This window comes from Chryseobacterium jejuense, assembly GCF_900100075.1.
In the GTDB taxonomy this organism is placed as follows: Bacteria; Bacteroidota; Bacteroidia; order Flavobacteriales; family Weeksellaceae; genus Chryseobacterium; species Chryseobacterium jejuense.
This window is the reverse complement of the sequence record NZ_FNEG01000004.1, coordinates 439,916-464,013: the sequence shown is the minus strand read 5'-3', so window position 1 is coordinate 464,013 and position 24,098 is coordinate 439,916. Positions and strand designations below refer to the sequence as shown.

The window sequence follows — 24,098 nt, the reverse complement described above, 5'->3', positions numbered from 1 at the left end:
AAAAGATAAATTTAACGTATTTTTGCATGCATGAAAAATCAAATGAAATTATTTTATGTGATTCTAGGGGCAACTCCCAAAGGACGAAACATTGAGCAACATGATGTTTTTTTTGGGATTGCTGAGAGTTTGAAGGACCTTGTTCCTGATATGAAAGCCTTTTGGAAAGAAGCGGAAGGAAAGATTCACCTTGATTGCTATCAGGAAGTAAGATTTGCTGATGGTTATGAAGTGAAGATCGTTGAAAAGGGTGAAAATACATCCGAAAACCAATTGTTCTTCCTTAATTTGGGAGGCTATAAGCCAGGTTTTTTCGAAGAATTCCATGAGCAGCATTTGATGGTAGGACAATCTATGGGTGAGATTGTAAAAAGAGCAAAAGCCACAGAGTTCTATAAAACAATGGGGTTTGAGGGAGCTGTAAGCCATATTGATGACAAGCATGGAGTAGATATTGATGATATTTTCAATGTGAGCGATATTCTGCCAGTAGAGATGAAAGAAAAATATTCTATTGTTCTTACAAAATCTGATGCTGAAAATCAGGAGAACCCAATGGGACTGGGATATTTAAAAATTGATAAAGTTCAATAAGCGTAAATCTAATAAAAATAAAAAATGAAAATAGGAATTCTGGGAGGCGGACAGCTGGGAAGAATGTTGATACAAAGTGCTTTGAAGTATGATGACGAGTTTTATACTCTGGATCCGGCTTCTGATGCACCATGCCACAATATCTCGTATTTTACGGAAGGAAATTTCAATGATTATGAAACCGTTCTGAATTTCGGTAAAGATAAAGATGTGGTAACTATTGAAATAGAGCACGTAAATGCTGATGCATTGGCTGAGCTTGAAAAACAGGGAATCAGAGTGGTTCCTAATGCCAGTATTATCAAAACTATCCAGCAAAAGATCCTTCAGAAAGAATTTTATAAAACGCATGATATTCCAAGCCCTGAATTTCAGGTAGTGTGGAACAGTGATGAAAAAATCATGATGCCATTGCCATTTGTTCAGAAAATGAATACTGGCGGCTATGATGGGAAAGGCGTACAGGTTATTAAAACAGAAGAGGATTACCAACATGTATGGAAAGAAGCTTCAGTAATTGAAAGCCTTGTTGATATTGATAAAGAACTTTCCGTTATTGTGGCCAGAAATGAAAAAGGAGAAACCAATATTTTTCCTGTAACGGAGATGGTGGCGGATCCTAAACTTAATCTTTTAGACTTCAATGTTTGTCCGGTTTTGTTGACTGAAGATGTTCAGCAGCAGATTGATTCCATTACAGAAAAATTTCTGAATGCAGTAAATTCACCCGGGCTTTTTGCTATCGAATTATTCCTGGATAAAGAAGGAAAAGTATGGGTAAATGAAACGGCACCAAGACTGCATAATTCAGGGCACCAGAGTCAGGAAGGAAATACCAATTCACAGTTTGAGCAGATGTACCGTGTGGTAAAGAATCTTCCTTTAGCAGATACGGATGCTATTACCTACAGCGGAATGCTGAATCTGGTAGGAGCAGAAGGCTACTCTGGAAAGGTAGTATACGAAGGAATGGAAGATGTTCTTAAGTTGCCAGAAACTTACATTCACCTATACGGAAAAACAGAAACCAAACCGGGAAGAAAAATGGGACACATCAATGTGTTGGCAGATTCCAGAGAAGAGCTTATGGAAAAGCTTGTAATGGTGAAGGGAATGGTGAGAGTGATTTCAGAATAATCAATTTTAAAATAAAAAAAGGCAGTTGTATTGATGTACAACTGCCCTTTATACTTCTTACAGATTTTTATTGACCTGTCGGATCTGCTCAATCGGTAAGAGATAACTTTATTAAAAGGGTATCTCCAAAGTTCTCCCTTTATATTCTCCTTTTTCAATAGTAAACAGAGCAACATAGGTACCTGCACCATCAGAATTCAGCATGGAGATGTATAAAATATCATTGATGCGGTCATAATAACAGCTCGTAGATTTATTATCGATCTCGAACAAATTTTCAATCTCCTTTTCAGGAATCTGGATTGTTTTGTCTCCAATTTGCGCAGTGATGGAAAGATAATGGGTTTTAGGAACAGTTCCGTCTATTCCCCAGACCTGCTGCTCTTTATAGAAATCTCCATACAGGGTTGAAGTAAAATCTTTTTCATTTTCCTTAAAATTAAATTTTCCGGAAACAATGTTTACTTTAATGTTTCCTGACTTAAAGATTGCTTTGTTTGCATCACGTATAGTTGGCGGAACAGCTTGATAAGATTTTATATATTTCAGCCTTGAATTGTGGATATATCCATTGCTTACATTAGCCCAATTCTTATTATCATCTTCAAATATATAGACGATTTCATCTGAATTGATCTTTCCAATGATCTTGCTGTTAGCATCTGCATTTTCCCTTATATTTACATAGCCATCCTTATCTACAATTTTTGCAAACTGGGCAAATGATAACTGTACACTTAAAGCTGCTGTTAAAAGGAATATCTTCTTTGTTTTCACTGAATTTTAATTTTGGATAAAAATAGTTTTATTATTTGAAAAAGCTGGAAGAAAGAGGCTGGAAGGTATTGAGACGGGTGATGATTTTCAGGTCTTCTTAAGAAAAAAGATAAACGAAATGATTGTCATTTATTATTTTTCATACTCAATAATTTCCAGCCTCCAGCTTTCATTCTTCCTTACTTAAATATTTTCTGAATCACATTTCCGATTTCCATAAAATCTCCATGATTACCTACAGAACGTATTTCCGGGCTGTTTTTATCATATTCGGAGAATGGGAAAATTAAGAGATAATTATTGTCATTCAGATATTTGTTCAATAGCTCAGGAATAAGTCTCATACGGGGAATATAGGACTGCATTCCGCGTTTGGCCATTAAAATAATCAGAGCTTCATTTTCTTTCAGCTGAGCGGCTGTTTTTTCACCATCCTGCCACGTGTTCATAATAATGAATTCAGCTTCTATATTGGCTTTTTTAATGATCTTCTGAAGAATATCAATGATGTTTTCAGGGGCATAAAAAGCAACCGTAGCTCCAGAATTTCTTGCTATATTCCAAACCCTTAAAAGTGCATGGAAGAAGCCCGCTTCTTTATGAGCGTTTTCAGGAATCATCACAGCATATTTCTTAATAGTAGAAAGCGGCTGGGCAGCATGGTAAACCAATACGTTTACATCATCATTCTGAAGATAGCCGTTATAAAGATTATAGACAAATGATGGCGAAAAACCTTTCTCATCTTCTAAGCCAATAATTAGATCCGTGATTTTTTGTTCCTTGATAACGTTGTTCACCCCATTAATAACATCGTTGTCATATCTTTTGAGAGCCTGTAATTTGACATCAGCCGCCGCCGCCGTATCAGCTGCCTGGTGAAGAAGTTTTTCGGCATTTTTTACAGAAGATTCATTTTTATCTTCATTGATGACATTCAGCGCGAATAAATCTTCAGTATTGGAATGTGCTTTAATGAGAATTCCCAAATTCACCATTCTCTCTACAGTTTCTTCGTGATTAATGGCCAATAGAATATTTTCTTCCTCATGGCTGGTTCCGGAAACCGTATCTTCATTATCGCTTTCTGCAATCTTTTGGGCACTTGCCATAGAGATAAAGGATGAAATGGTACAGGAAATAAGGATCAATAAAATACTTCCGTTAAGAACGTGTTCGTTTAATAATCTTACAGGTTCTCCCGTTTCAGTTTCGGAAAGAATAATGTTATAACCTACCATTACAGAGGCCAGGGTTGCCGCTGCAGAGGCAGAGCTCAATCCAAAGATCAGTTTTCCCTCTTCTTTTGTCAGTCTGAAAGTCTTTTGAGTCACTACAGCAGAAAGATACTTCCCTCCAATGGACGCAACAAGCATGATTGCTGCTACTTCAAGTGTTTCCCAGCTTTTGAAAAAGACTTTAAAGTCGATCAACATCCCTACACTAATCAGGAAGAAAGGAATAAAGATGGCATTCCCTACAAATTCTACTCTGTTCATTAGGGAAGAGGTATGTGGGATAAGTCTGTTCAATGCCAATCCGGCAAAGAATGCTCCGATGATGGCTTCCACTCCGGCAAGTTCAGCAAGCATCGCCGCCAGATAAATCATCACTAAGACAAAAATATATTGTGATATTTTATCATCAACTCTTTTGAAGAACCAGCGTCCTATGATAGGGAAGACGATAAGTACAATTAATGCAAAAACAATGAATGAAACGGATAATTTTACCCAGAACTCTGTTCCTACGTCACCTTGTGACATTCCAACAATTACGGCAAGAACCAATAATGCAAGAATATCTGTAATCATTGTTCCACCAACGGTAATATTAACAGCCTTATTTTTAGCCATTCCCAGCTTGCTTACCAATGGATAGGCAATAAGAGTGTGGGATGAAAAAAGACTGGCAAATAAGATGGAGGTAAGCATTGAGAAGTGAAGGATGTAATATCCACCCAAATATCCCAATACAAAAGGAACAATAAAGGTATAAAGCCCAAAGGTGAGACTTTTCCATTTGTTTTTCTTAAAATCTCCCATGTCGATTTCCAGTCCTGCCAGAAACATGATATAAAGGAGCCCGGTGGTTCCGGTTACTACAATACTGCTGTCTCTGGATAATACATTAAATCCATTGGGACCTATAATAGCTCCTGCGATGATAAGACCCAGAAGGTGGGGAACTTTAATTTTATTTAATAATAATGGAGCCGCAAGGATGATGATCAGTACCAATAGGAATTTTAGTACCGGATCTTCTATGGGAAGGCTCAGGTTGTGTATACTCAGTAAAATCATATGTGTTTATTTGGTGGAACGTACTAATTCAACAGAAAACTTGGCTGAACAGCCATCCGAAGTAATGGATCTTGTTCCCTTGATTTTGTTGTCCGAAATATCGTTAAGCAGAACGCTCATTTCTACATTCTTTTTAGCTGTAGAATCTGTTTTGAAGGAAAGCTTGATCTCATTGTTTTCAAATTTACCGGAATAAAGCCTTACCAGATTATTGTTATTAATGATCTTGGTGATTGGTTGGGTAGAATCATTATCAAATTCCCAGATATCCGTACGCTGATCGCCTACAGCATAATCACTGCAATTGGATTCTATACAAATTACTTTTCCGTTCCACGGGCCGGAGATTTCTGCGGGCCATGTGGCAATGACTACTGAATCTTTTTTAGCAAAAATACTGTCTCTCATTTTTAAAAGCGACTGGTATTCAGATTCTTTTTTAGCGAATGTTTTTTCCTTTTCTAATAATTGTTTTTCTCTGTCCGTAAGGTTCTTCTCCTTTTCCTTGTAATCACAGCTTACCAGGATAAAAGAGACCGCAAGAAGTACGAAAAATGTGTTTTTAAGCATGTTGTATAGGTTGAGTATACAATATAGGAAAAAAATAAAAACGAGGCAAACTACCATTGTATGAATCTTAGAGAGTTGCTGACTTTTATTTATGAATTCATGAATATTTTTACAATTTCATTTTCATATTTTTACTATGTTTCAATGTGATGAAAAATATTAGTGAATTCGTGGCCATTATTTAGCTGTATACAATTTTATCGCAGATAAAATCCTTGCGCCTTAAAATATTCTGCAGGAAATCTTATTTGCGTCTTTGCGTTATGCAACATTAAAATAAATTATTCAACTTTCTGCCTTCTGAACATTTCTGGTTTGTAATTAATGATAAACACTCCACAAATAATTAATGCAGCCGCAAGAATAAACTTCATTGAAATCTGTTCATTCATAATCAACCAGCCCAGAAATATGGCAATGATGGTATTGATGTAGGCCAATATGGAAACCTGCACCGGAGAAATTTTGGTTAAAGCATAGTGGAATGCAAAAAAGGCCGCTACAGAACCAAAAACAGACAGATATAACATCGCAGAAATACTTTTGAAAGTCCAGTTTCCAAAATTATAGTTCTCTGAAAATAGAAAAGCAAGAATAATCTGAACAATACCTGCAAACAGGAACTGGTAAAATAAATTCAGGGTGATATTTCCACTTTGAATATTCAGTTTTTTAGTGAAGATAGTTCCTGAGGCCCATCCTGTAATAGCAAAAAACATAAAGATCATTCCCATTCTGTAGTCCGGATTAGCAAGATCTTGAAGGCCATCCCAGAATATAAACAGAATGCCGCTGAAACACATCAAAACACCGAGAAAGGCTCGGATACTGAACTTCTGTAACCCTACAGCCACGCTGCCCAAAAAAACAAGAATAGGCGAGCAGGCACTAATGAGCGATGCCAGACTGCTGGATACGGTTTCTTCAGCAACAGTAGTCATGCCGTTGGCTATAACCAACATCAAGATGGAAAAAACAATCTGATAACCCAGACTTTTCCAGCCAATCCATTTGAACTCCTTTCTTGAAAGAAGAATAATGAGCATAATGATGGATGCCAGAAACTGACGGATGCCTGCTACAAACCAGGCGGGAATGGTTTCTACAGCCACCCGGATGGCTAAAAATGTGGTTCCCCAAACAAAAGCAACGGTGAGAACAGCGAAAATAAGTTTATAATCTTTCAAAGTAAATGGAGTGTAACAAACAAATGTAGTAGTTTTTTTGTGACTCTGATGGGTACAGTTGAGGTGATTTTCTCTGATACAGATAAGAAGGGAAGACAGAAGCTGCAAGAGGAAAGTTATGGCAGCCTTTATACAGATTGCAGTATGAAATGAATGGATATTATGTTGTTCGGAAATAAACTTCCAGCTTCCAGCCTCCTAACTTCCAGCTTTACATTTTTATTTTTTATCTTTGAACATCTAATAAAAATTGAAGATGGTAGGTATTATTATGGGCAGTCAAAGTGATCTTCCGATCATGGAACAGGCTGCAAATTTCCTTAAAAGTCTGGATATTCCTTATGAATTGACAGTAGTTTCAGCGCACAGAACTCCGGAAAGAATGTTTGATTATGCAAAGACTGCTCAGGAGAGAGGTCTTAAAGTGATTGTTGCCGGAGCAGGAGGAGCAGCACATCTTCCAGGAATGGTGGCTAGCTGCACAACACTTCCTGTAATTGGAGTTCCAATCTTGTCCAGTAATTCTATTGATGGGTGGGATTCTGTTCTTTCAATTCTTCAGATGCCGGGTGGTATTCCGGTGGCAACCGTAGCATTAAATGGGGCATTGAATGCAGGTATTTTAGCTGCTAAAATCATTGGAAGCGGTAATGAAGAAGTTGCAGGGAAACTTCAGAAATACCAGGATTCTTTAAAAGATAAGGTATTGGGAACTGTGGAAGATATCAAAGCACAGCATCCTAATCATTTCGACAAATAGTTTTAAACTTACATCAATATAAAGCCTCGCTACTTCAGTGAGGCTTTCTTATTTTATTTTTTTATAAACTTAAAAGTATGGGTTTTGTCTTGTGTAATAATGCGTAATATATAATTTCCTGAAGGTAAAGATTCAATTGAGATTGTATTTCTATGTAAAAAGTCTTTTGTAATCATTCTTCCACTTATATCATGAATGGTATAGCTTTCAGGATTTAGGATGTTTTTAAGGTAAATAGTGTCTTTTGCAGGATTGGGATAGATACTTATTTTGTTATCCATTTTTATATCGGAAGTTCCAAGTTGGGGTGCGCATTCCGGATTATAGATATCTCCGGTGATGGTCCAGCCTTTATAGTTCATCAGGTAATCCCTTGCTGTTGCTGCTTGAGGTGTTGAATAAGCAAGGGAGGAAACCGGCGATATATTGATATTATTAGATATTGATTGATTTTGGCTCCATCCATAAAGAGTACTGTTGTAGTTTTGGCAGCTTATAGCAGTATTTTCAATAAGATTGTTTGCTATTTGTAATGAGTTGAGCTTCCAGTTTCCTAAATCTTGATTAAAAGCTTCTGCATTACTGAGCATACTGAGCATGCTGGTTACTGAACTTACATCCCAGGCACCAATATTTTGATTAAATTTTTTAGTTTGACTGAACATGTAGGACATATCGTTTACTTTATTTACATTCCAGTTTGAAATATTACTGTTGAACTGCTCAGCCATAAAAAACATATTTCTCATCAATTTTACATTACCTGTATTCCAGGCACTGATATCCTGATTGAAATCTGTTGCAAATTGAAACATAGAATGCATATCGATGACTTTTGATGTATTCCAGCTTCCTATGGGTTGATTGAATTTTGCGGCATTCACAAACATCAGTTCCATCTGAAGATTATTAGACATATTCCAATTGCCAATAGGCTGATTAAATTTAGAAGCATAAAAAAACATTGAAGTTGTAGTTTCCACTTTAGAGGTATTCCAGTTTCCTATGGGCTGATTGAACTCTTGTGCCATGAGGAATGTTGCCGCCATTGAAGTAACGTTGGAGGTATTCCAATTCCCGAGAGGTTGGTTGAATAGATAACATGTATTAAAAGTTCCTACTAAAGAGGTAACATTGGAGATATCCCAGTTATTGATGGTAGGGTTCCCAACCAGGCTATGGCAGCTGTAAAACATATTAGACATATCGGTTACTTCAGAAAGGTCAGGAATATCATTTGCTGTAATATCCATATTTTCACAGCGGTGAAATGCCTGTTTCATAGAAATCCATTTTATATTTCCCCATTGTTCAACGTTTACTATTTTATGGGAATCACCTACCATGTCAGAGGGTTGGTTTCCAATGATTATTTGAGAATTCATAAATTGAATCTGATTGAAGTCCCCATTTCCTTTACTTATCTTTACCCGGTACGTAGCATCGGAAGAAATAGGATTAAGTGGATGTCCAAAATCAATAAGTATTTGATAATCTGAAGATACATTAGATAGAGTAGCATTGTGGGAAGGATACCCTATTTCTTCCCAATAGATATTGTAATCTGTTCCTTTTCCTGGAAACCAAATCTGATTTTCATTAGAATTGTATGGAATGCCTACAGAAGAGGAGGAAGGAAGACTTGGCTTCCAGACCGTGATAAACTCATTTTGAGCTCTTGTGATCTGAAAGAATACAATGAAAAGAATAAATGGTAAAAGTCTTTTATGCATATTAATATTTTGTGTAGTGAATATAAATAAAGAATGCCTTACATTTATTTTTTTATGAATTTTAAATTTTGAATCCCTTCTTTTACATAAAGTTGTAATATATAATTTCCGGGAATTAAAGTCCGTATATAGATTTGTTCATTCTCTGGAGTTCCCTGTACAATAATTCGTCCAGCTAGGTCGAGAATTTTATACTGATCTGCATTGGTGTTTTTAATATAGATAATATCTTTTGCAGGATTAGGATAGATACTTATTTTGTTATCTGTTTTTATATCGGAAGTTCCAAGTTGGGATGCACATTCTCCATCATAGATATCTCCGGTGATGGTCCAGCCTTTATTGTTTATCAGATAATTTCTTGCGGTTACCGCTCCTGAATGTGAATAAACAAGAGGGGAGACTGATGAAATATTAATGTTACTAGGCAGGGAGGTGTTCTGGCTCCAGCCATAAAGAGTGTTATCATAATTTTCACAGGTTAGCGCTGTATTTTTAAGAATATTACTGGCCAATTGTAAAGAATTAAGTCTCCATTTTCCTAAATTTTGATTGAATTTTTTGGCTCCGTTAAACATGAAGGACATATCTTTTACCTTACTTACATTCCAGTTGGAGACATCACCATTGAATTGCTCAGCCAAAGAAAACATACTATTCATATTTTGTACATTACCTGTATCCCAGCTACTAATATCCTGATTGAAGTTTTTCGCATTGCTGAACATTGACATCATGTCATTAATCTGTGAGGTATTCCAATTTCCTAAGGGCTGGTTAAATTGAGTGGCATTAAAAAACATAAATTTAGATTCAATGTTACGAGACATATCCCAACTTTCTATAGGCTGATTAAATTTGGAAGCATTCAGAAACATAGAGGCGGTAGAGGTTACTTTGGAAGTATTCCAGCTGGCTAATGGCTGATTGAATTTTCTTGCAGACATGAACATGACTGCCATTGAAGTAACATTAGAGGTATTCCAGCTTTCTAAAGGCTGATCGAATTCATAGCAAGTGAGAAAGGTTTCTGATAAGTTGGTAACATTGGATATATTCCAGTTTCCGATAGGCTGGTTGAATAAGAAGCATCCTGCAAAAGCTCTCTTCAAATTGGTAACGTTGGATGTGTTCCAGTTCCCTACAGGTTGGTTAAATAAATAACAGTTGTCAAAGATTCCTTCTAAGTTGTTAATATTGGATATATTCCAGTTATCGATGGTTGGATTTGAAATAAAGTTTTTACAGTTTGAAAACATATAAGACATATCAGTTACCTCAGAAAGGTCAGGAATATCAGTGGCAGCTACATCCAAATTCTCACAAGATAAAAATGCCTGTTTCATAGAAATCCATTTTATATTTCCCCATTGTTCAACGTTTACTATTTTATAGGAATCACCTACCATGTTAGAGGGTTGGTTTCCAATGATTATTTGAGAATTCATAAATTGTATCTGATTGAAGTCCCCATTTCCTTTACTTATCTTTACCCGGTACATAGCATCGGAAGAAAGAGGATTAAGTGGATGTCCAAAATCAATAAGTATTTGATAATCTGAAGATACATTAGATAGAGTAGCATTGTGGGAAGGATACCCTATTTCTTCCCAATAGATATTGTAATCTGTTCCTTTTCCTGGAAACCAAATCTGATTTTCATTAGAATTGTATGGAATGCCTACAGAAGAGGAGGAGGGAAGACTTGGCTTCCAGACTGTGATAAACTCATTTTGAGCTTTTGTTATCTGAAAGAATACAATAAAAAGAATAAATGGTAAAAGTTTTTTGTGCATATCAATATTTTGTGAAATAAATGTAATAAAAATAAATTAAATGTTTATTTTATTAACTATTAATGATGATTTGATATGTTTTTGTGAATAAAAGGATTTAAAATAAAAAACTCTCCCGGATTGGGAGAGTTTTTTTATTATTCCTGAAGCATATTGTCTCTGGTATTCTTCTGAACGGCAATAGCGCCAAAAAGTGCCAGAAGAAAAGCAAAAGCGTAGAATCCTTTTTCGCTTGGAAGTATGGTGGCGTTCCAAAGCCCGATCGCCAGCAATACGATGGAAGATAGGGTGGCAAACCAACAAATGCCGTAATAAATATCTGTTACCTGGATGTTTTCCAATTTATCACGAACAGCTTTCTGTAAAGAAACAACGGCAAATAAACCATATAATAAGATCGTAAAATAGTAACCTTTCTCATTCAGCAGCATTTCTGCTCTTGCAAGCCCTACAATATAACCAATCATTCCTGCTCCCAATGCGACCCAAGAGGCTGCGACAAATGCATTTGATACTCTTTGTTTTTTCATGAATTTAATGTTTTGTTTAAAAAGCTAAATATATTCATTTTTTGTTAACATTATCACCACTATGAGAAAATATGGGTAAAATACGGAATGATGGAACTATGATCTTCATCTTCCGTCTCACTTCTATGTAAGTTAGAAATCAGCTTTAAAAAAATAAAACTTTTCTAACCTGGAAAGGTTGTATATTGTTTTTGCAAAGTAATATATTCGTAATTATACTCTATAAGAGTATTGCCATTAGCGTCTTTTCCTATGACCTTAGAGGGTAATTGAGCGTTATTGTACTGAATTTCGTAGGTTATATGTTGGATCTGCACCCAATTTCCTTCACTATCTTTACGGCTTATTTTTTCTGACGTATAATTATTTTGACTTAAAAATTGGGTACCAGCTAAATAAGTTCTAAAGTATGTATTGGTCAGAGAATAAGGATTTATCTTGTTATCGTAAGAAAATTCTCTTTTAATAGTAGATGCACCACCTATATTATCACTGAATAAGATTTCTGTTGAAACATTATCACCATTGTAAGTATACGAAGATGTAGATGGAATTGTACAATTTGATGAAAAACAAAGGGAAGTAGCGGTGACTTTATCGTTGTTATAGGTGTAAACCTTTGTTGTATTATTATTAGAGTCGGGATAGATTGATTTAATTGTAGTTAGCTGACTTCCATTATAAGTCCATATCGTATAATAAGCAATTGTTCCATCCGTATTATAGTAATTTGTTTTTGAAAGTTTTCCGGTAGTATCATATTCAAAACTTGTTGTTCTGCCTTGTGATAAAACGTTGATTAATTGTCTCTGGCTGTTATAATTATAAGTTACTACACTTGTATTTGGCTGAGTAGGATTAGAATAATAGACACTTGTAACTTTGCTTAACAATCTTTTAGGTTCAGGATTATTAATTGTATCATTATCATCATTCCCGCTGCAGCTGTTACATAATAATGCAGCTCCCATCATTCCCAGAAATAAGTAGTTTTTCATGTTTTTAAAAATTTTTCAAAAATAGAGAATGCGTTGATTTTTTAGAGATAAAAACACTATTATTTCCAAATATTGGGATTAAATCATATTTTAAATTCCGGAACTTATGATGTTCTGACAAAATATTCTTTTTAGAATCATCACCCTAGCCCCGATAGCAGCGGTTACCCCGGAATAGGGAGGGAATAGTTTGGGCGTGAGGAGTATGAGCGTATAGCGGGAATAAGCTTCTAAAACAAAAAACTCCCCAAAACTGGAGAGCTTATATATTGCATTTTATAAAGTAATATATTCGTAATTATACTGTACGGCAATATTTCCTTTACTATTTGTTCCCACTACCTTAACGGGGAATCCTGAAGAATTGTATTCGTAAGTATAGGTAGTATTTTCACTTAATTCCCAATTTCCATTATTCCATTTGTTGCTGTTTTTAATGACAGTATAATTGTTTTTGTTTAAAGGGTTTACATCCCCCATCATAATTTTCAGATATTTGTTGATATTAGTATATGGGTTTAGCTTATTATCATAAGAATATTCACTTTTTATGCTGAAGTTGATACCACTTGTGATTGCCATGATGTGTGTAGAAACATTATCTCCTTTATAAGTAAGGGTTTCTGTATCTGGTTTTGTACACTCTACTGACTGACAATTGGTGGAAGATATGAGCTGTCCTTCGGAATTATAGGCATAATTTAAAGTTCCAATGGGATGCATATTTACATACATACTTTTGACCTGGTTTAGCTGATTTCCTGTATAGTATAAATTAGAATAATATTCCAGCTTATTTTCATTAGTGTAATAATTTACTTTTGTAGGTCTGTCATTGTTGTATTCAATAGTACTGAGCTTTCCATTAGTCCACATTTTTACAAGTTCTCCTTTAGTATTGTATTCAAATTCGTCTGTAATACTTTCGGGTTCATAAGGACTGTCATAATAGTTGATGACGGCTTTTTTCAGGAATAATTTGGTTTCTGTTGCTTCATTAATATTATCATCATTATTGCTGCAGCTGTTAAAGAATAGAGCAGCTCCCATCATCCCAAGAAATAAGTAGTTTTTCATGTTTTTTCTAAAAATTTTTCAAAAATAGAGAATGTGTTGATTTTTTAGAGATAAAAACACTATTATTTCCAAATACTGGGATTAAATCATATTTTAAATCCCGGAACTTATGATGTTCTGATAAAGATTTTTGTACAATGACAGATCTAGCCCCGATAGCAGCGGTTACCCCGGAACAGGAAGGAAACAGTTGGGGCGTGAGGAGTATGAGCGTATAGCGGGAATGAGCTTCTAAAACAAAAAACTCTCCAATAGAGGAGAGCTTTATAGTCGTTTTTATTGAGTAATATATTCGTAATTATATTGAACATATTTTCTTCCATTGGCTTCTGTTCCGATAACCTGAACGGGCAGTTGAGAGCTGTTATATTGTATGGAGTAAGTTATAGTCTGGTTTTGCTGCCATACTCCGTTATCTTTAGAGCTTATTTTCTCTACGAGATAGTTGTTTTTACTTAAATTGTATGCACTACCCATCATAATTTTAAGATATTTATTGATATTCGTGTAAGGGTTGAGTTTGTCATCATAAGAAAAGTCTCTTTTATTGCTGTAAGTCATAAACCCTCCCCATGTTGAGGTTTCAGAGGAAATATTATTTCCATTATAAACATACGTATCAGTTGCAGGGCTAGAACATTCTGGATTCTGGCAGAGTGTGGAGGAGGTCATCTGTCCGTTAGCATTATAATTATAAGTAACCGTTCTGTTGGAATCAGAGTTAGCGTAGATTGCTTTAATATTTGTAAGCTGGTCTCCGTTGTAAGTATAGGATGAATAATAATCTACCGTACCATCCGGATTATAGTAAATCGTTTTTGAAGGCTTTCCGGTATTATCATATTCAAAAGTTGAAGCTCTGCCTTCTGAAATAGTTTTGATTAATTGTCTCTGATTGTTATAACTCAAAGTTGAAACAGTGGTTTCAGGCTCGGAAGGATTATCGTAATAAACAGTTGTGACCTTACTCAGTAGTAGCTGAGGTTGTTCAGAAGAAATATTAGGTCCTTCATTATCATCATTACTGCTGCAGCTGTTAAAGAATACAACAGCACTCATCATACCCAGAAATAAGTAGTTTTTCATGTTATTTTTATTTTCAAAAATAAAAAATATGTTGAGTTTTGGAAATAAAAACTCCCACTATTTCAAAATATTGGGAGCTTATCATATTTTTATGAATCTTCCTATCTGTAGTTCTTAGGCTTGAATAGTCCATCTACATCTACTCCGATATTGTTTTTCTCATCCTTAAAGGCTTATATATTTTAAATAAAAGCTGTTCTTTTTGAGATATTATACTTGCTTTTTACTTATTATTTTGTAGTATAGGTTTATAAATGGTTTCTCAATTAAATAAAATGTAAATGAGCAAATTATATTTAGAAAAATTGCAATTATAAATATCAAAAACATATAGGTGTTTCCATTCATATTTTTTATAGTATCAAAACCAATAAAGTAAAAAGTTGTGAATAATAAAATCCCATGAACTAGGTAAGTGCTATATGAAATCTCTCCTAAAAATTTTAAAAAATTGATCTTTAAAAAGCCAAATAAATTATTACCTAAAGCAATAATAGTAAATGCTATAATTAGAAAAGTTTTAGAAAAATAATTACGGCTGCTTGAATCAAAAGACAAACCTATAATTAAACAAGAAATTGCTAAAAGTGAATAGAGTTTATTACTTAATTTTATTTGAGGATAAAAATAATGAATTATTGCTGGAACCATACCTCCTAAGAATGAAATAATATGCGTTAGTCTAATTGTATTATAATTTACATATACTAAAATAAATAGTATAGATACAATGATAGATATAACATTTTTGTTCTTTACCATAAAAGTTCCAATAATTGGAAGGGTAAAATAGAATAACCATTCATAGGGTAATGACCAAACCACACCAGCTAACATAAAATCAATATTGTAAGTGTGTCCAATAATTACTTTCCCTTTAATGTTGAACATGTACCACTTTATGCACTGTGCTAAAAAAACATATAGAGTTGAATTTAAAACAAAATGATCTATAACTAAAGCGAAAAATATACAAATGGTGACAACAAAGAAATATAAAGGGAACAGTCTGAAAATCCTTGAATATAATAAGTTTCTCCAAAAAGTTAAATTCTGATTTCCCGATTTTAAAAGTTTATTAGTGAATAGAAAGCTGGTAATCATAAAGAAAAATGCTACAGAACTTTCACCAAGATGTATCGCAAGATGATTTTTAGGTAATTCCCATAGATTAGTGTTGAGATAATTTTTCCAAATGATAGAATGGTGAATAAAAACGCCGGTTGCTAGAAGTCCTCTAAAACCATCAATACTTTCAAAACGATTGGTTGCAGTCTTAAAATTAACAATCCTAGAAATAAAAAATCCAGAAATAAATATTGATGAGTAACAAATTAATATAAAGAGGTAGCTATCTATGCTCATTAATTAAATTTTCGATAAATATGGTGAAAAAAAATTCCTTTACAATAACTTGCAAAGGAATTTTTTATAAAAATTAAAATTCTTAATATCTGTAGTATTCAGGCTTGAATGGCCCTTTTACATCTACTCCGATATATTCAGCCTGCTCAGTAGAAAGCGTTTCAAGCTCTACGCTTAATTTCTTAAGGTGTAAAGCAGCTACTTTTTCATCTAAGTGCTTAGGAAGCATATATACTTCGTTTCCGTAAGCTGCAGAGTTGTTCCATAACTCAATCTGAGCCAAAGTCTGATTAGAGAAAGAGTTAGACATTACAAAACTTGGGTGACCTGTTGCACATCCAAGGTTTACCAATCTTCCTTCTGCAAGGATGATGATTTCTTTTCCTTCTACAGTGTAGATATCTACCTGAGGCTTCACTTCAGATTTAGTCTGACCATAGTTTCCATTTAACCAAGCCATATCGATTTCGTTATCGAAGTGACCAATGTTACAAACGATAGCCTTATCTTTCATCTTAAGGAAGTGTTCTCCTCTTACGATGTTGAAGTTACCAGTTGTAGTAATGATGATATCTGCGTTATCTACTACAGTATCTAGTCTTTTCACTTCATAACCGTCCATAGCAGCCTGAAGCGCACAGATTGGGTCAATTTCAGTAACTGTTACAATAGAACCTGCTCCTCTGAAAGAAGCAGCAGTACCTTTACCTACGTCTCCGTATCCGCAAACTACCACTCTTTTTCCTGCCAACATTACATCAGTAGCTCTTCTTACAGCATCTACTGCAGATTCTTTACATCCGTATTTGTTGTCGAATTTAGATTTAGTTACAGAGTCGTTTACGTTGATAGCCGGCATTACCAAAGTTCCGTTCTTCATTCTTTCATATAATCTGTGAACTCCGGTAGTTGTTTCTTCAGAAAGACCTTTGATATCTTTTGTGAACTCAGGGTATTTATCAAAAACCATGTTTGTTAAATCTCCACCATCATCCAGGATCATGTTCAATGGTTTTCTGTCTTCACCAAAGAATAAAGTTTGCTCAATACACCAGTCAAAGTCTTCAGCATTTAAACCTTTCCAAGCATAAACCGGAATTCCAGCAGCAGCAATAGCAGCCGCAGCGTGATCCTGTGTAGAGAAAATATTACAAGATGACCAAGTAACTTCAGCTCCTAAAGCTACCAATGTCTCGATAAGCACAGCCGTTTGGATTGTCATGTGAAGACATCCAGCGATTCTTGCTCCTTTAAGCGGTTGAGATGGTCCGTACTCTTCACGGATAGACATCAAACCTGGCATTTCTGCTTCTGCAAGGGTAATTTCTTTTCTTCCCCATTCTGCAAGGGAGATATCCTTAACTTTATAAGGAACGTATTGTGTTGTTGTACTCATATGTAATGAATAAATTTAAATTCAGTTGATAACGAAGAGCAAAATTACAATTTATAATTAAGATAAAAAAACGACAGATCAATTTCAGTTTCATGAGATTAAACATGGCTTAAAATTATTTAGTCTTAATATAAATAACTACTTTTATCTGACAAATACTATATTATGAATACTACCCATACAGAGAAAAAAGCAAAACCTGTTGCTCCTAAAGTAAAAGAACTGATTGAAAGATCAAAAAGTGTAATCCTGGCAACTGTAGATGCAGAAGGGAATCCAAACTCCAGTTACGCTCCTTTTGTACAGGTTGACAACACCTTTTATATTCTGGTTTCTTTTATGGCAAGACATACTAAAAACCTTTCGGAAGGAAGAAAAACGTCAATCATGTTTATAGAAGATGAGTCTGCCACTAAACAGATTTATGCAAGAGAACGCCTTACCATTGAAGCTGCAACCTCTCAGATTGAAAGAGACTCTGAAATATGGAATAACGTAGTTACAAAATTGAAAGAAGCTCACGGAAAAGTTGTAGATGTCATTTCTGAAATGGGCGACTTTATTTTGATTGTTTTACAACCTGTAAAAGGATCTTATGTAAACGGATTTGGAAGTGCTTACTTTGTAGATTCCAATCTGGAAATTATTGAGCATAGAAATGATGTGAACCATCAGTCTAAATAAATAAGAAGGGAGCTGGAAGATGAAATTTGATTACCCTTGGCAAGTGTTGAAACCTTGCCAAGGGTATTTTTTTTCATGGATTTTCTACATAAGTTTGCCTTTGTTTTATCAACCAATAGAAACTTCCAGCTTTCAACTTTTTCTCTATCTGCTGCTGCTTTCATTTTTTGTAATCAGGACTATTTTTTTTGCAAGAATTAAGGTTGGGTCAATCAAAGCAATGCTTTTTCCGTTTTTGACAATCTCAGTTTCTATAGGAAATAGGAGAGGGAGTTCTGTACAACCGAGTATAATAACCTCGGCATCACTATTGATGACAAAATCTGCTGCTTTAAGAAGGTTTTCTTTACAAAGGCCATCAGTAAACCCTGCCTTTACTCCAAATTTACCATAGATACTTTCCATGACATTATTTTGATGTTCCTGATCGGGAATAACAACATCAAATCCAAATTCTTCCAGGATATTATGGTAGACTTTGCTTTCAATAGTTCCACTGGTAGCCAGTAATCCTACTTTTACTGATTGTCCAAAGCTTTCACGAATGTATTCAGCCGTTGTTGTCAGCATATTGATGATCGGAATACTTAAATGTTCCTGAATATCTTGTACAAAAGCATGGGCAGTATTACAAGGAATAGCAATGGCGTCAACTCCTTCGGCTTCCAAACGTCTGCAAGTGGAAAACAGGGCTATACTCGGATCTGTTTCATGATAGATCAGATGGGCTGTTCTATCGGGAATCTGAGGGTTTTGCTCAACAACCATCTTAATATGGTCCTGATCCTTTTGTGCAGGTGTATTCTTGATAATCTTGTTCATGAAATCTACGGTAGCTGAAGGACCTACACCTCCCAATATGCCAAGTTTAAATGGTTTTGCGGTTATATTGCTATCATGTTCTAAAGCGTAATCAGCATAGATCTGGTTTACATCAAGAATGGATATTCCCCGCTTCCATAGCTGTTCTACAATCAGAGAAAGCTCTGTGATTCCTGGCAGGATAATGTCACAGCCATTGCTATTGAGTTCGGTACAAGCTTGGTAGATATATTCTAAAGAGAGCCCGTCAAAATAACCATTTTTGATGCCCTGATCTCCATAAATAGCTTCCATTAACCTTTGCTGATGGGAAGGGAATATTAATTCATGATCCGGAATATATTGACTCAGCATATTGCTTTCTTTGACATAATCAGATGTTAAAACTCCAATTTTTACTGGAGTTTTAAACCTTGAGTTGATATATTCTGCTAATGCTTTGAAAATATTAACAATCGGAATAGAGATTTCTTTTTGAAGTTCTTCTAAAAATGAATGGCTGGCAAAACAGGGAAGAAGTACTTTGGTTAAAGACTGGGCTTCAAATTTTTTGCAGACATTATAGGTGTAATACTTTCTAGACTTTATATCTTCTTCATGGTATAAAGGTAGATTGATTTGGCTATAAGGTTGCTGTTCAAATACAAAGTGATACTGTAATTGATTTTTTAATACCCGTTGGTTTTTAAGTAATTTAAAAAATAAGTCACCTCCCGACAAAGTGCCAAGTCCTCCGATAACAGCAATTTTTTCCAAAATTATACTTTTAAGAATAAGAACAAATTTACCACTTTTAGTTTGGGAATCAATAGTAGAAAAGCAGGTGTTTTTTATAAGATTCATCTTCCTGATGCTTTTGCGGTAAATTTTGGGAGCAATTTGTAATAACTTTGATTCTTTATCTTCTGGTTTGCACCTATTTCTATTTCCGCTTCTTTTCACTATTTTTACCCAATAAAAAAAGAATGCCCCTTTACAGAGATTTTTCAGATGATAATGCCACGATTCTGGTTTGGAAGTACGATGAAAGTGAAACACTTGATATCAACGAATTACTGGAACCGGAAAATGCTGAAAAAGTAAAGGATTACCATCCTAAAAAACTATTGGAGGTACTGATGGTTCGTAAACTGTTGAAAGGTTTAAAGCCAGATTCCAAGATTCTATACAAAGAAAGAGAACCTTTTCTTTCTCCCAATGATGCGGAAATTTCCATTACTCATTCTTATCCTTTTGCAGCCATTGCTATTTCTAAAAACAAAATAGGAATAGATGTTGAAAAATTCAATCCCAAGATTTTAAGGGTGATTGATAAATTCACCTATGAAAATGAAAGAGGTTTTATTCCTGAAGATAAAGCCGATACTTTTTATACCATTATCTGGAGTGTAAAGGAAAGCATGTATAAGATTCACCATTCCAAATATTGGTCTCTGAAGAAAAATTATGAAGTAAAGCCGTTTGAGTTAAAACACCTTCATAAGATCAGCTGCCGTGTGTATGACGAGCAGTTTTCAGATGAGTTTAAAGCAAGAGTTGAGTTTTTTGATGACTACTGCTTTACGATTGTGGAGGAGTAGGAGTAGCGTGTTTCTCACTTCTGTATTTTTCAATCACTTTTCGTTGTTCTTTGGCAACATCATAGATCAGTTCCAGAATATCATGAATGTTTTTGAGCTCCGTTAAATGTGAGATTTTATCTGGATCTCTTCGGTCTATAATTTCATTCTCCTCAATCTCTGTTTTTCTCTTCAAAAGCATGTCTTCAATAGATGAATCTTCCGGCTCCAGACGGCTTTCCATTCTAAGCGCCTCAGTGATATCATCACCATTCAGTAAGGTTGAGGTTTGCTGCATTTCTGCTTCAATTTTTCTGCTCCAGCTTTCAGCATCTATTTCAGGATATTGCTCATTGCTTTTAGAGTATTGAGAAAGCGATGCCGTATAGGCTGTGACAAGATGTGAGGTTGCCACAAACTGATGAACTACTTCCAGTTTTTTCTGCTGATTTTTAGGGTCTGAAATCATTCTCTGGAAATTATCAGAGAGATTGGCCAATGAAATGATGGCGTTTTTCCGCTTTACCTTATAATCTTCAATATCAAAATTTCCCTGCAAAAATTTAGACATCACACTCTGAAAATAGATGAGGTTATCTGCTGCAGATTTTTTCATCAGATCCAGGTTTTGGGTATGTTCCCAAACCGGCAATACAATATAAGATACGGCAAACGCTATAATTCCGGCAATGGCTGTATCGAATACTCTGTCTTTGAAAATGATATTGACTTTTCCTGGATTTAAAAAATTAAAACTCAGGAAAACATAGATTGTCATGAAAAGTACGGCCCAAAAATATCGTCCCTTCAAGAAACTGAAACACATAATCATGCTAATGAGTAGAATGGCAAACAAAACACTATTGATGTGTATAAAATGCAGGATGATATAAGCAATTGTGGCTCCGGTAACCGTTCCGTAGAGACGTAGGAGGTTTCGTTGCTTGGTGATGGAGTAGGCTGGTTTTAGAATCGCGGTAATGGTAATTAATATCCAATAGGTATGTCCCAATCCCAGAAAATCAAACATGGAAAAGAGATATCCCAACAACAGAGCTGTTGTAATTCTTATTGCATGACGGAATTGAGAAGAGGATAGTGAAATATTATTTCTTAAAACCTTAAAGTTCAGTTTCGGCTCATTAGGCATGAACTTTTTTAAGTCTAATCCGGTAGATAAACTTTTTGCCAGCTTTACATCCTGTGAAAATACTTTATAAATTTCATTGATCTCTTTGGTGATTTCATTAATACGCATCAGAATCTGACGCAAAACCATGAAGTTTTCCAAACTATCGGGAGACAGCTGTTTATTTCTAAGTTCAAAATAATTAAAGTTGAGATTCTTTAATTCCAGTTCAAGGTTAAACAGTGGCTTTGCCCGTGTTCCACTTTGGAGGGCAATTCCGATATTGGTGATCTCTTCAGCCAAAAGGTTAAGATAATCATGAATGTTAACCAGGATCATGCTGTCTTCAAAGCTTTGCTGCAGCTTCTGATAATCACTTTCAGAAGTCATCAGCTTTTCATGAAGGTCCATGGAGTTTAGGAACATCAGCATCAGCAAACGGCTGGTTGTGGTAGATTCGTTAACGATCGTTCTGGTTTTGAAAACCGTTTCTCTGGTATCTTCCTGAAGGTTTTTTATTTCAATCTGTTTCGCAATAACCTGAGTGGTTAACTTATCGAAATCAGGATTCTTCTGATAATAATTGGCTTTGATCTTTAAAAACTCAGCCAATTGAAGGTAGTTTTCACCAATCATCTGACCCGCCAGTTTGTAAGGACGGATAGTAGTAACCACAAGGAATATCAGCAAAAACCAGATACAGCCACAAGTGAATATCAGCAAGCTTTTAAAAATATTAGCTCCGGTAAGATGGCCGTCAATAAAGATGGCAAGTACTACCAGAGATAATGAACCTACTGCGGCCAATCGCTGGCCATACACTCCAATTAAGGAGAAGAACATTCCGAAGACAATAATCTCAAGGAGTACCAGTATCTTAAAATCCATCACCAGACTGGCAATCAATGCCACAAACACAAAACAGCAAATGGCAAATGCCAGTGCATTTCTTCTTCTGATAAAAGGTCCGGGTTGATCGGTAAGGGCTACAAAACTGGTTCCGAGAGGAAAGAGGAAATATTCTTTTAAAATCCCGAAATGGGCAAGAACTAAACAAGGGAGAACAGTAGCTAATGTAATTCTGATTGCAGAATACAGATACTGACTGGTTACAAATTTTTTTAGCTCCGCCGAATAGTTCATACTACAAAAATAGCTATTGAATTTAACAAAATCGCCATAAAGGATAGACTTTTGTAAACTTAAATGTTATATTTTTTTAATAGTGGGAACAGGCTGTATGATGAAAGGTGAATTTTTACTTCGCAGAGTGAAAGATTAATTTTTGGATAATAAAAATTGATAAACGGAAGGGGGATGACGACTGTGTGAACCGTATTGAATAAAAAAAGCCTCATGCAAAATAGATGAGGCTTTGTATAATTGCTGAAAATGTATTAACGATCGTTGTTGGATGTTTCTTCACCAATGTTCCAGGTAAGTCCGAAACGAAGAGTGTTGTCCAATGCTGTATTCACTTTAGACATATTGATTAGGTAAGAAAGATCAAGTCCGAAAGAACGGTATTTTAATCCGATACCGGCAGTAGCGAATTGTCTTGCTCCTTGTTCTTCACTTTCATGGAAATAACCTCCTCTTACTGAGAAAGCATTGTCATATGAATATTCTAAAGCACCACTATACATGATACTGTTTGGGTTTTTGAATGATTTTCCGATACCGGCCATTGGACCTACATTTGGAATTTCATATTTAGGTCTTCTGTAAGCATCTACTCCTACATATTCAGATCCTGGTACCAAAAGTTTTGAACCTTCCACAGAAAGTCCAATTCTGTTCAGATCATCCAGGTACATATCATATCCAATCCCTAATCTTGCCATGGTAGGAAGATAAGATCTTGATTCTTCATTTCCGGTATAATCCAGCTTTGGACCTAGGTTTTGTATAGCCAAACCTGCATTTAATTTACCGTCATATCCTCCGAAACTTGAAAATCTTTCAGAAGTATAGTATGCTGAAATATCTACAGCAAAAGAGTTTGCTGCTTTAAGTGTATTATCTGTGTTGAATCCTCCGGCTAAGTCTGAACGGATAAATCTACCAGTTACAGCCATGGAGTAGGAGTCTGAAAGTTTCAGACCATAAGCTACGTCAATGGAAAATTCATTAGGTTTTGATACCCCGTTTGAAGTAACATCATTACCTACTAATTGAGTAAGCTCTACTTCTCCCATGTTGAAATAATAGATACTCGCGGAAATAGTAGACCTTTCATCCTGCCCAAGGAATTTATGAAATGCTCCGTATAATAAGAATACATCATTGGTAAGTTTTCCCATATAGGGTGTATAGGTAAGACCTACGGAAGAACTTGTTCTGCTAAAAGGATATTTAGCTGCATTCCAGAATTGTGAAAATGCATCAGGAGAAGTTACTACCCCTTGATCTCCCATACCTCCCGATCTTGCGTCTGGCGCAATTCTCAGGAAGGGAGCTCCGGTAAGTACAGGGTTTGATTGTGAATAGCCCAGAAAACCAGCACTTAACCCAAGTCCTAAAAGCAGTTTAGTAGTTAAATTCATATGTTGTCTTTTATATATTATCAGTTTTTTATAATTTTTATTGTCTATG

At 35.3% G+C, this 24,098-nt stretch carries 21 protein-coding genes; 5 read left to right on the top strand and 16 right to left on the bottom strand.

The window, feature by feature from the left end:
* The first annotated feature begins 42 nt into the window (after positions 1-42).
* Positions 43-594 carry a DUF1543 domain-containing protein gene (locus tag BLS98_RS14350; protein ID WP_089737346.1) on the top strand — a complete coding sequence of 184 codons (552 nt, stop codon included), beginning with the start codon at positions 43-45 and terminating at the stop codon, positions 592-594.
* Positions 595-618: 24 nt separating this feature from the next.
* Complete coding sequence (locus BLS98_RS14345) at positions 619-1,731, top strand: 5-(carboxyamino)imidazole ribonucleotide synthase (RefSeq protein ID WP_089737187.1); 1,113 nt, start codon at positions 619-621, stop codon at positions 1,729-1,731.
* A 111-nt stretch (positions 1,732-1,842) separates the two neighbouring features.
* On the opposite strand, the gene BLS98_RS14340 is transcribed toward BLS98_RS14345, so the two are convergent.
* The 4 genes from BLS98_RS14340 to BLS98_RS14325 form a co-directional block, all read right to left on the bottom strand.
* Positions 1,843-2,508, bottom strand: a complete 666-nt coding sequence (locus tag BLS98_RS14340) for an SH3 domain-containing protein (protein ID WP_089737186.1) — start codon at positions 2,506-2,508, stop codon at positions 1,843-1,845.
* 179 nt (positions 2,509-2,687) lie between these two features.
* Positions 2,688-4,811: a cation:proton antiporter gene (locus tag BLS98_RS14335; RefSeq protein WP_089737185.1), complete on the bottom strand. Its 2,124-nt coding sequence runs from the start codon at positions 4,809-4,811 to the stop codon at positions 2,688-2,690.
* 6 nt (positions 4,812-4,817) lie between these two features.
* Positions 4,818-5,381, bottom strand: coding sequence for a hypothetical protein (locus BLS98_RS14330; RefSeq protein WP_089737184.1), 564 nt, complete (start codon positions 5,379-5,381; stop codon positions 4,818-4,820).
* Between the two features lie 281 nt (positions 5,382-5,662).
* The gene (locus BLS98_RS14325) at positions 5,663-6,568 is read right to left on the bottom strand and encodes a DMT family transporter (RefSeq protein ID WP_089737183.1); all 906 of its coding nucleotides are present in this window, start codon (positions 6,566-6,568) and stop codon (positions 5,663-5,665) included.
* A gap of 256 nt (positions 6,569-6,824) precedes the next feature.
* Between BLS98_RS14325 and purE the strand changes: the two genes are divergently transcribed.
* Complete coding sequence (gene purE / locus BLS98_RS14320) at positions 6,825-7,328, top strand: 5-(carboxyamino)imidazole ribonucleotide mutase (RefSeq protein ID WP_089737182.1); 504 nt, start codon at positions 6,825-6,827, stop codon at positions 7,326-7,328.
* 53 nt (positions 7,329-7,381) lie between these two features.
* On the opposite strand, the gene BLS98_RS14315 is transcribed toward purE, so the two are convergent.
* From BLS98_RS14315 to ahcY, 8 genes are all read right to left on the bottom strand, one after another.
* On the bottom strand, positions 7,382-9,061 hold the full coding sequence (locus BLS98_RS14315; protein ID WP_089737181.1) for a BspA family leucine-rich repeat surface protein: 1,680 nt from the start codon (positions 9,059-9,061) through the stop codon (positions 7,382-7,384).
* Positions 9,062-9,105: 44 nt separating this feature from the next.
* Positions 9,106-10,857 (bottom strand): BspA family leucine-rich repeat surface protein, encoded by a 1,752-nt coding sequence (locus BLS98_RS14310; protein ID WP_089737180.1) that lies wholly within the window; start codon positions 10,855-10,857, stop codon positions 9,106-9,108.
* Positions 10,858-10,994: 137 nt separating this feature from the next.
* Positions 10,995-11,387 carry an inner membrane protein YiaA gene (yiaA, locus tag BLS98_RS14305; RefSeq protein ID WP_089737179.1) on the bottom strand — a complete coding sequence of 131 codons (393 nt, stop codon included), beginning with the start codon at positions 11,385-11,387 and terminating at the stop codon, positions 10,995-10,997.
* Positions 11,388-11,551: 164 nt separating this feature from the next.
* A complete protein-coding gene (locus BLS98_RS14300; protein ID WP_089737178.1) occupies positions 11,552-12,385 on the bottom strand; it encodes a hypothetical protein in 834 nt (277 codons plus the stop codon).
* A gap of 276 nt (positions 12,386-12,661) precedes the next feature.
* On the bottom strand, positions 12,662-13,462 hold the full coding sequence (locus BLS98_RS14295; protein WP_089737177.1) for a hypothetical protein: 801 nt from the start codon (positions 13,460-13,462) through the stop codon (positions 12,662-12,664).
* A 276-nt stretch (positions 13,463-13,738) separates the two neighbouring features.
* Positions 13,739-14,548, bottom strand: coding sequence for a hypothetical protein (locus BLS98_RS14290; RefSeq protein ID WP_089737176.1), 810 nt, complete (start codon positions 14,546-14,548; stop codon positions 13,739-13,741).
* A 210-nt stretch (positions 14,549-14,758) separates the two neighbouring features.
* Positions 14,759-15,913 carry an acyltransferase family protein gene (locus BLS98_RS14285; protein ID WP_089737175.1) on the bottom strand — a complete coding sequence of 385 codons (1,155 nt, stop codon included), beginning with the start codon at positions 15,911-15,913 and terminating at the stop codon, positions 14,759-14,761.
* Positions 15,914-15,995: 82 nt separating this feature from the next.
* A complete protein-coding gene (gene ahcY / locus BLS98_RS14280; RefSeq protein WP_089737174.1) occupies positions 15,996-17,309 on the bottom strand; it encodes an adenosylhomocysteinase in 1,314 nt (437 codons plus the stop codon).
* A 165-nt stretch (positions 17,310-17,474) separates the two neighbouring features.
* Here ahcY and BLS98_RS14275 point away from each other — a divergent pair, with 165 nt between their 5' ends.
* Positions 17,475-17,993, top strand: coding sequence for a pyridoxamine 5'-phosphate oxidase family protein (locus BLS98_RS14275; RefSeq protein WP_089737173.1), 519 nt, complete (start codon positions 17,475-17,477; stop codon positions 17,991-17,993).
* Here BLS98_RS14275 and BLS98_RS23365 read toward each other — a convergent pair.
* Together BLS98_RS23365 and BLS98_RS14270 are read right to left on the bottom strand one after the other, a co-directional pair.
* Entirely contained in the window at positions 17,981-18,157 is a 177-nt protein-coding gene (locus BLS98_RS23365) for a hypothetical protein (RefSeq protein ID WP_167356234.1), read from the bottom strand. The two genes, BLS98_RS14275 and BLS98_RS23365, sit on opposite strands and share 13 nt — an antisense overlap.
* A complete protein-coding gene (locus tag BLS98_RS14270; RefSeq protein WP_089737345.1) occupies positions 18,138-19,658 on the bottom strand; it encodes a cysteate racemase in 1,521 nt (506 codons plus the stop codon). Before BLS98_RS14270 ends, BLS98_RS23365 begins: the two co-directional genes overlap by 20 nt.
* Before the next feature lie 122 nt (positions 19,659-19,780).
* Between BLS98_RS14270 and BLS98_RS14265 the strand changes: the two genes are divergently transcribed.
* Positions 19,781-20,395: a 4'-phosphopantetheinyl transferase family protein gene (locus BLS98_RS14265; RefSeq protein WP_089737172.1), complete on the top strand. Its 615-nt coding sequence runs from the start codon at positions 19,781-19,783 to the stop codon at positions 20,393-20,395.
* Here BLS98_RS14265 and BLS98_RS14260 read toward each other — a convergent pair.
* Positions 20,376-22,646: an FUSC family membrane protein gene (locus BLS98_RS14260; protein ID WP_089737171.1), complete on the bottom strand. Its 2,271-nt coding sequence runs from the start codon at positions 22,644-22,646 to the stop codon at positions 20,376-20,378. The two genes, BLS98_RS14265 and BLS98_RS14260, sit on opposite strands and share 20 nt — an antisense overlap.
* Positions 22,647-22,900: 254 nt before the next feature.
* Positions 22,901-24,049 carry a type IX secretion system outer membrane channel protein PorV gene (gene porV, locus BLS98_RS14255; protein WP_089737170.1) on the bottom strand — a complete coding sequence of 383 codons (1,149 nt, stop codon included), beginning with the start codon at positions 24,047-24,049 and terminating at the stop codon, positions 22,901-22,903.
* Positions 24,050-24,098 lie beyond the last annotated feature (49 nt).

Coding starts and splice junctions, on each gene's coding strand:
- BLS98_RS14350 (WP_089737346.1), top strand. CDS start 43: ATGAAATTATTTTATGTGATTCTAGGGGCAACTCCCAAAGGACGAAAC.
- BLS98_RS14345 (WP_089737187.1), top strand. CDS start 619: ATGAAAATAGGAATTCTGGGAGGCGGACAGCTGGGAAGAATGTTGATA.
- BLS98_RS14335 (WP_089737185.1), bottom strand. CDS start 4,811: ATGATTTTACTGAGTATACACAACCTGAGCCTTCCCATAGAAGATCCG.
- BLS98_RS14330 (WP_089737184.1), bottom strand. CDS start 5,381: ATGCTTAAAAACACATTTTTCGTACTTCTTGCGGTCTCTTTTATCCTG.
- purE (WP_089737182.1), top strand. CDS start 6,825: ATGGTAGGTATTATTATGGGCAGTCAAAGTGATCTTCCGATCATGGAA.
- BLS98_RS14315 (WP_089737181.1), bottom strand. CDS start 9,061: ATGCATAAAAGACTTTTACCATTTATTCTTTTCATTGTATTCTTTCAG.
- BLS98_RS14310 (WP_089737180.1), bottom strand. CDS start 10,857: ATGCACAAAAAACTTTTACCATTTATTCTTTTTATTGTATTCTTTCAG.
- yiaA (WP_089737179.1), bottom strand. CDS start 11,387: ATGAAAAAACAAAGAGTATCAAATGCATTTGTCGCAGCCTCTTGGGTC.
- BLS98_RS14300 (WP_089737178.1), bottom strand. CDS start 12,385: ATGAAAAACTACTTATTTCTGGGAATGATGGGAGCTGCATTATTATGT.
- BLS98_RS14295 (WP_089737177.1), bottom strand. CDS start 13,462: ATGAAAAACTACTTATTTCTTGGGATGATGGGAGCTGCTCTATTCTTT.
- BLS98_RS14290 (WP_089737176.1), bottom strand. CDS start 14,548: ATGAAAAACTACTTATTTCTGGGTATGATGAGTGCTGTTGTATTCTTT.
- BLS98_RS14285 (WP_089737175.1), bottom strand. CDS start 15,913: ATGAGCATAGATAGCTACCTCTTTATATTAATTTGTTACTCATCAATA.
- ahcY (WP_089737174.1), bottom strand. CDS start 17,309: ATGAGTACAACAACACAATACGTTCCTTATAAAGTTAAGGATATCTCC.
- BLS98_RS14275 (WP_089737173.1), top strand. CDS start 17,475: ATGAATACTACCCATACAGAGAAAAAAGCAAAACCTGTTGCTCCTAAA.
- BLS98_RS23365 (WP_167356234.1), bottom strand. CDS start 18,157: ATGAAAGCAGCAGCAGATAGAGAAAAAGTTGAAAGCTGGAAGTTTCTA.
- BLS98_RS14270 (WP_089737345.1), bottom strand. CDS start 19,658: ATGAATCTTATAAAAAACACCTGCTTTTCTACTATTGATTCCCAAACT.
- BLS98_RS14265 (WP_089737172.1), top strand. CDS start 19,781: ATGCCCCTTTACAGAGATTTTTCAGATGATAATGCCACGATTCTGGTT.
- BLS98_RS14260 (WP_089737171.1), bottom strand. CDS start 22,646: ATGAACTATTCGGCGGAGCTAAAAAAATTTGTAACCAGTCAGTATCTG.
- porV (WP_089737170.1), bottom strand. CDS start 24,049: ATGAATTTAACTACTAAACTGCTTTTAGGACTTGGGTTAAGTGCTGGT.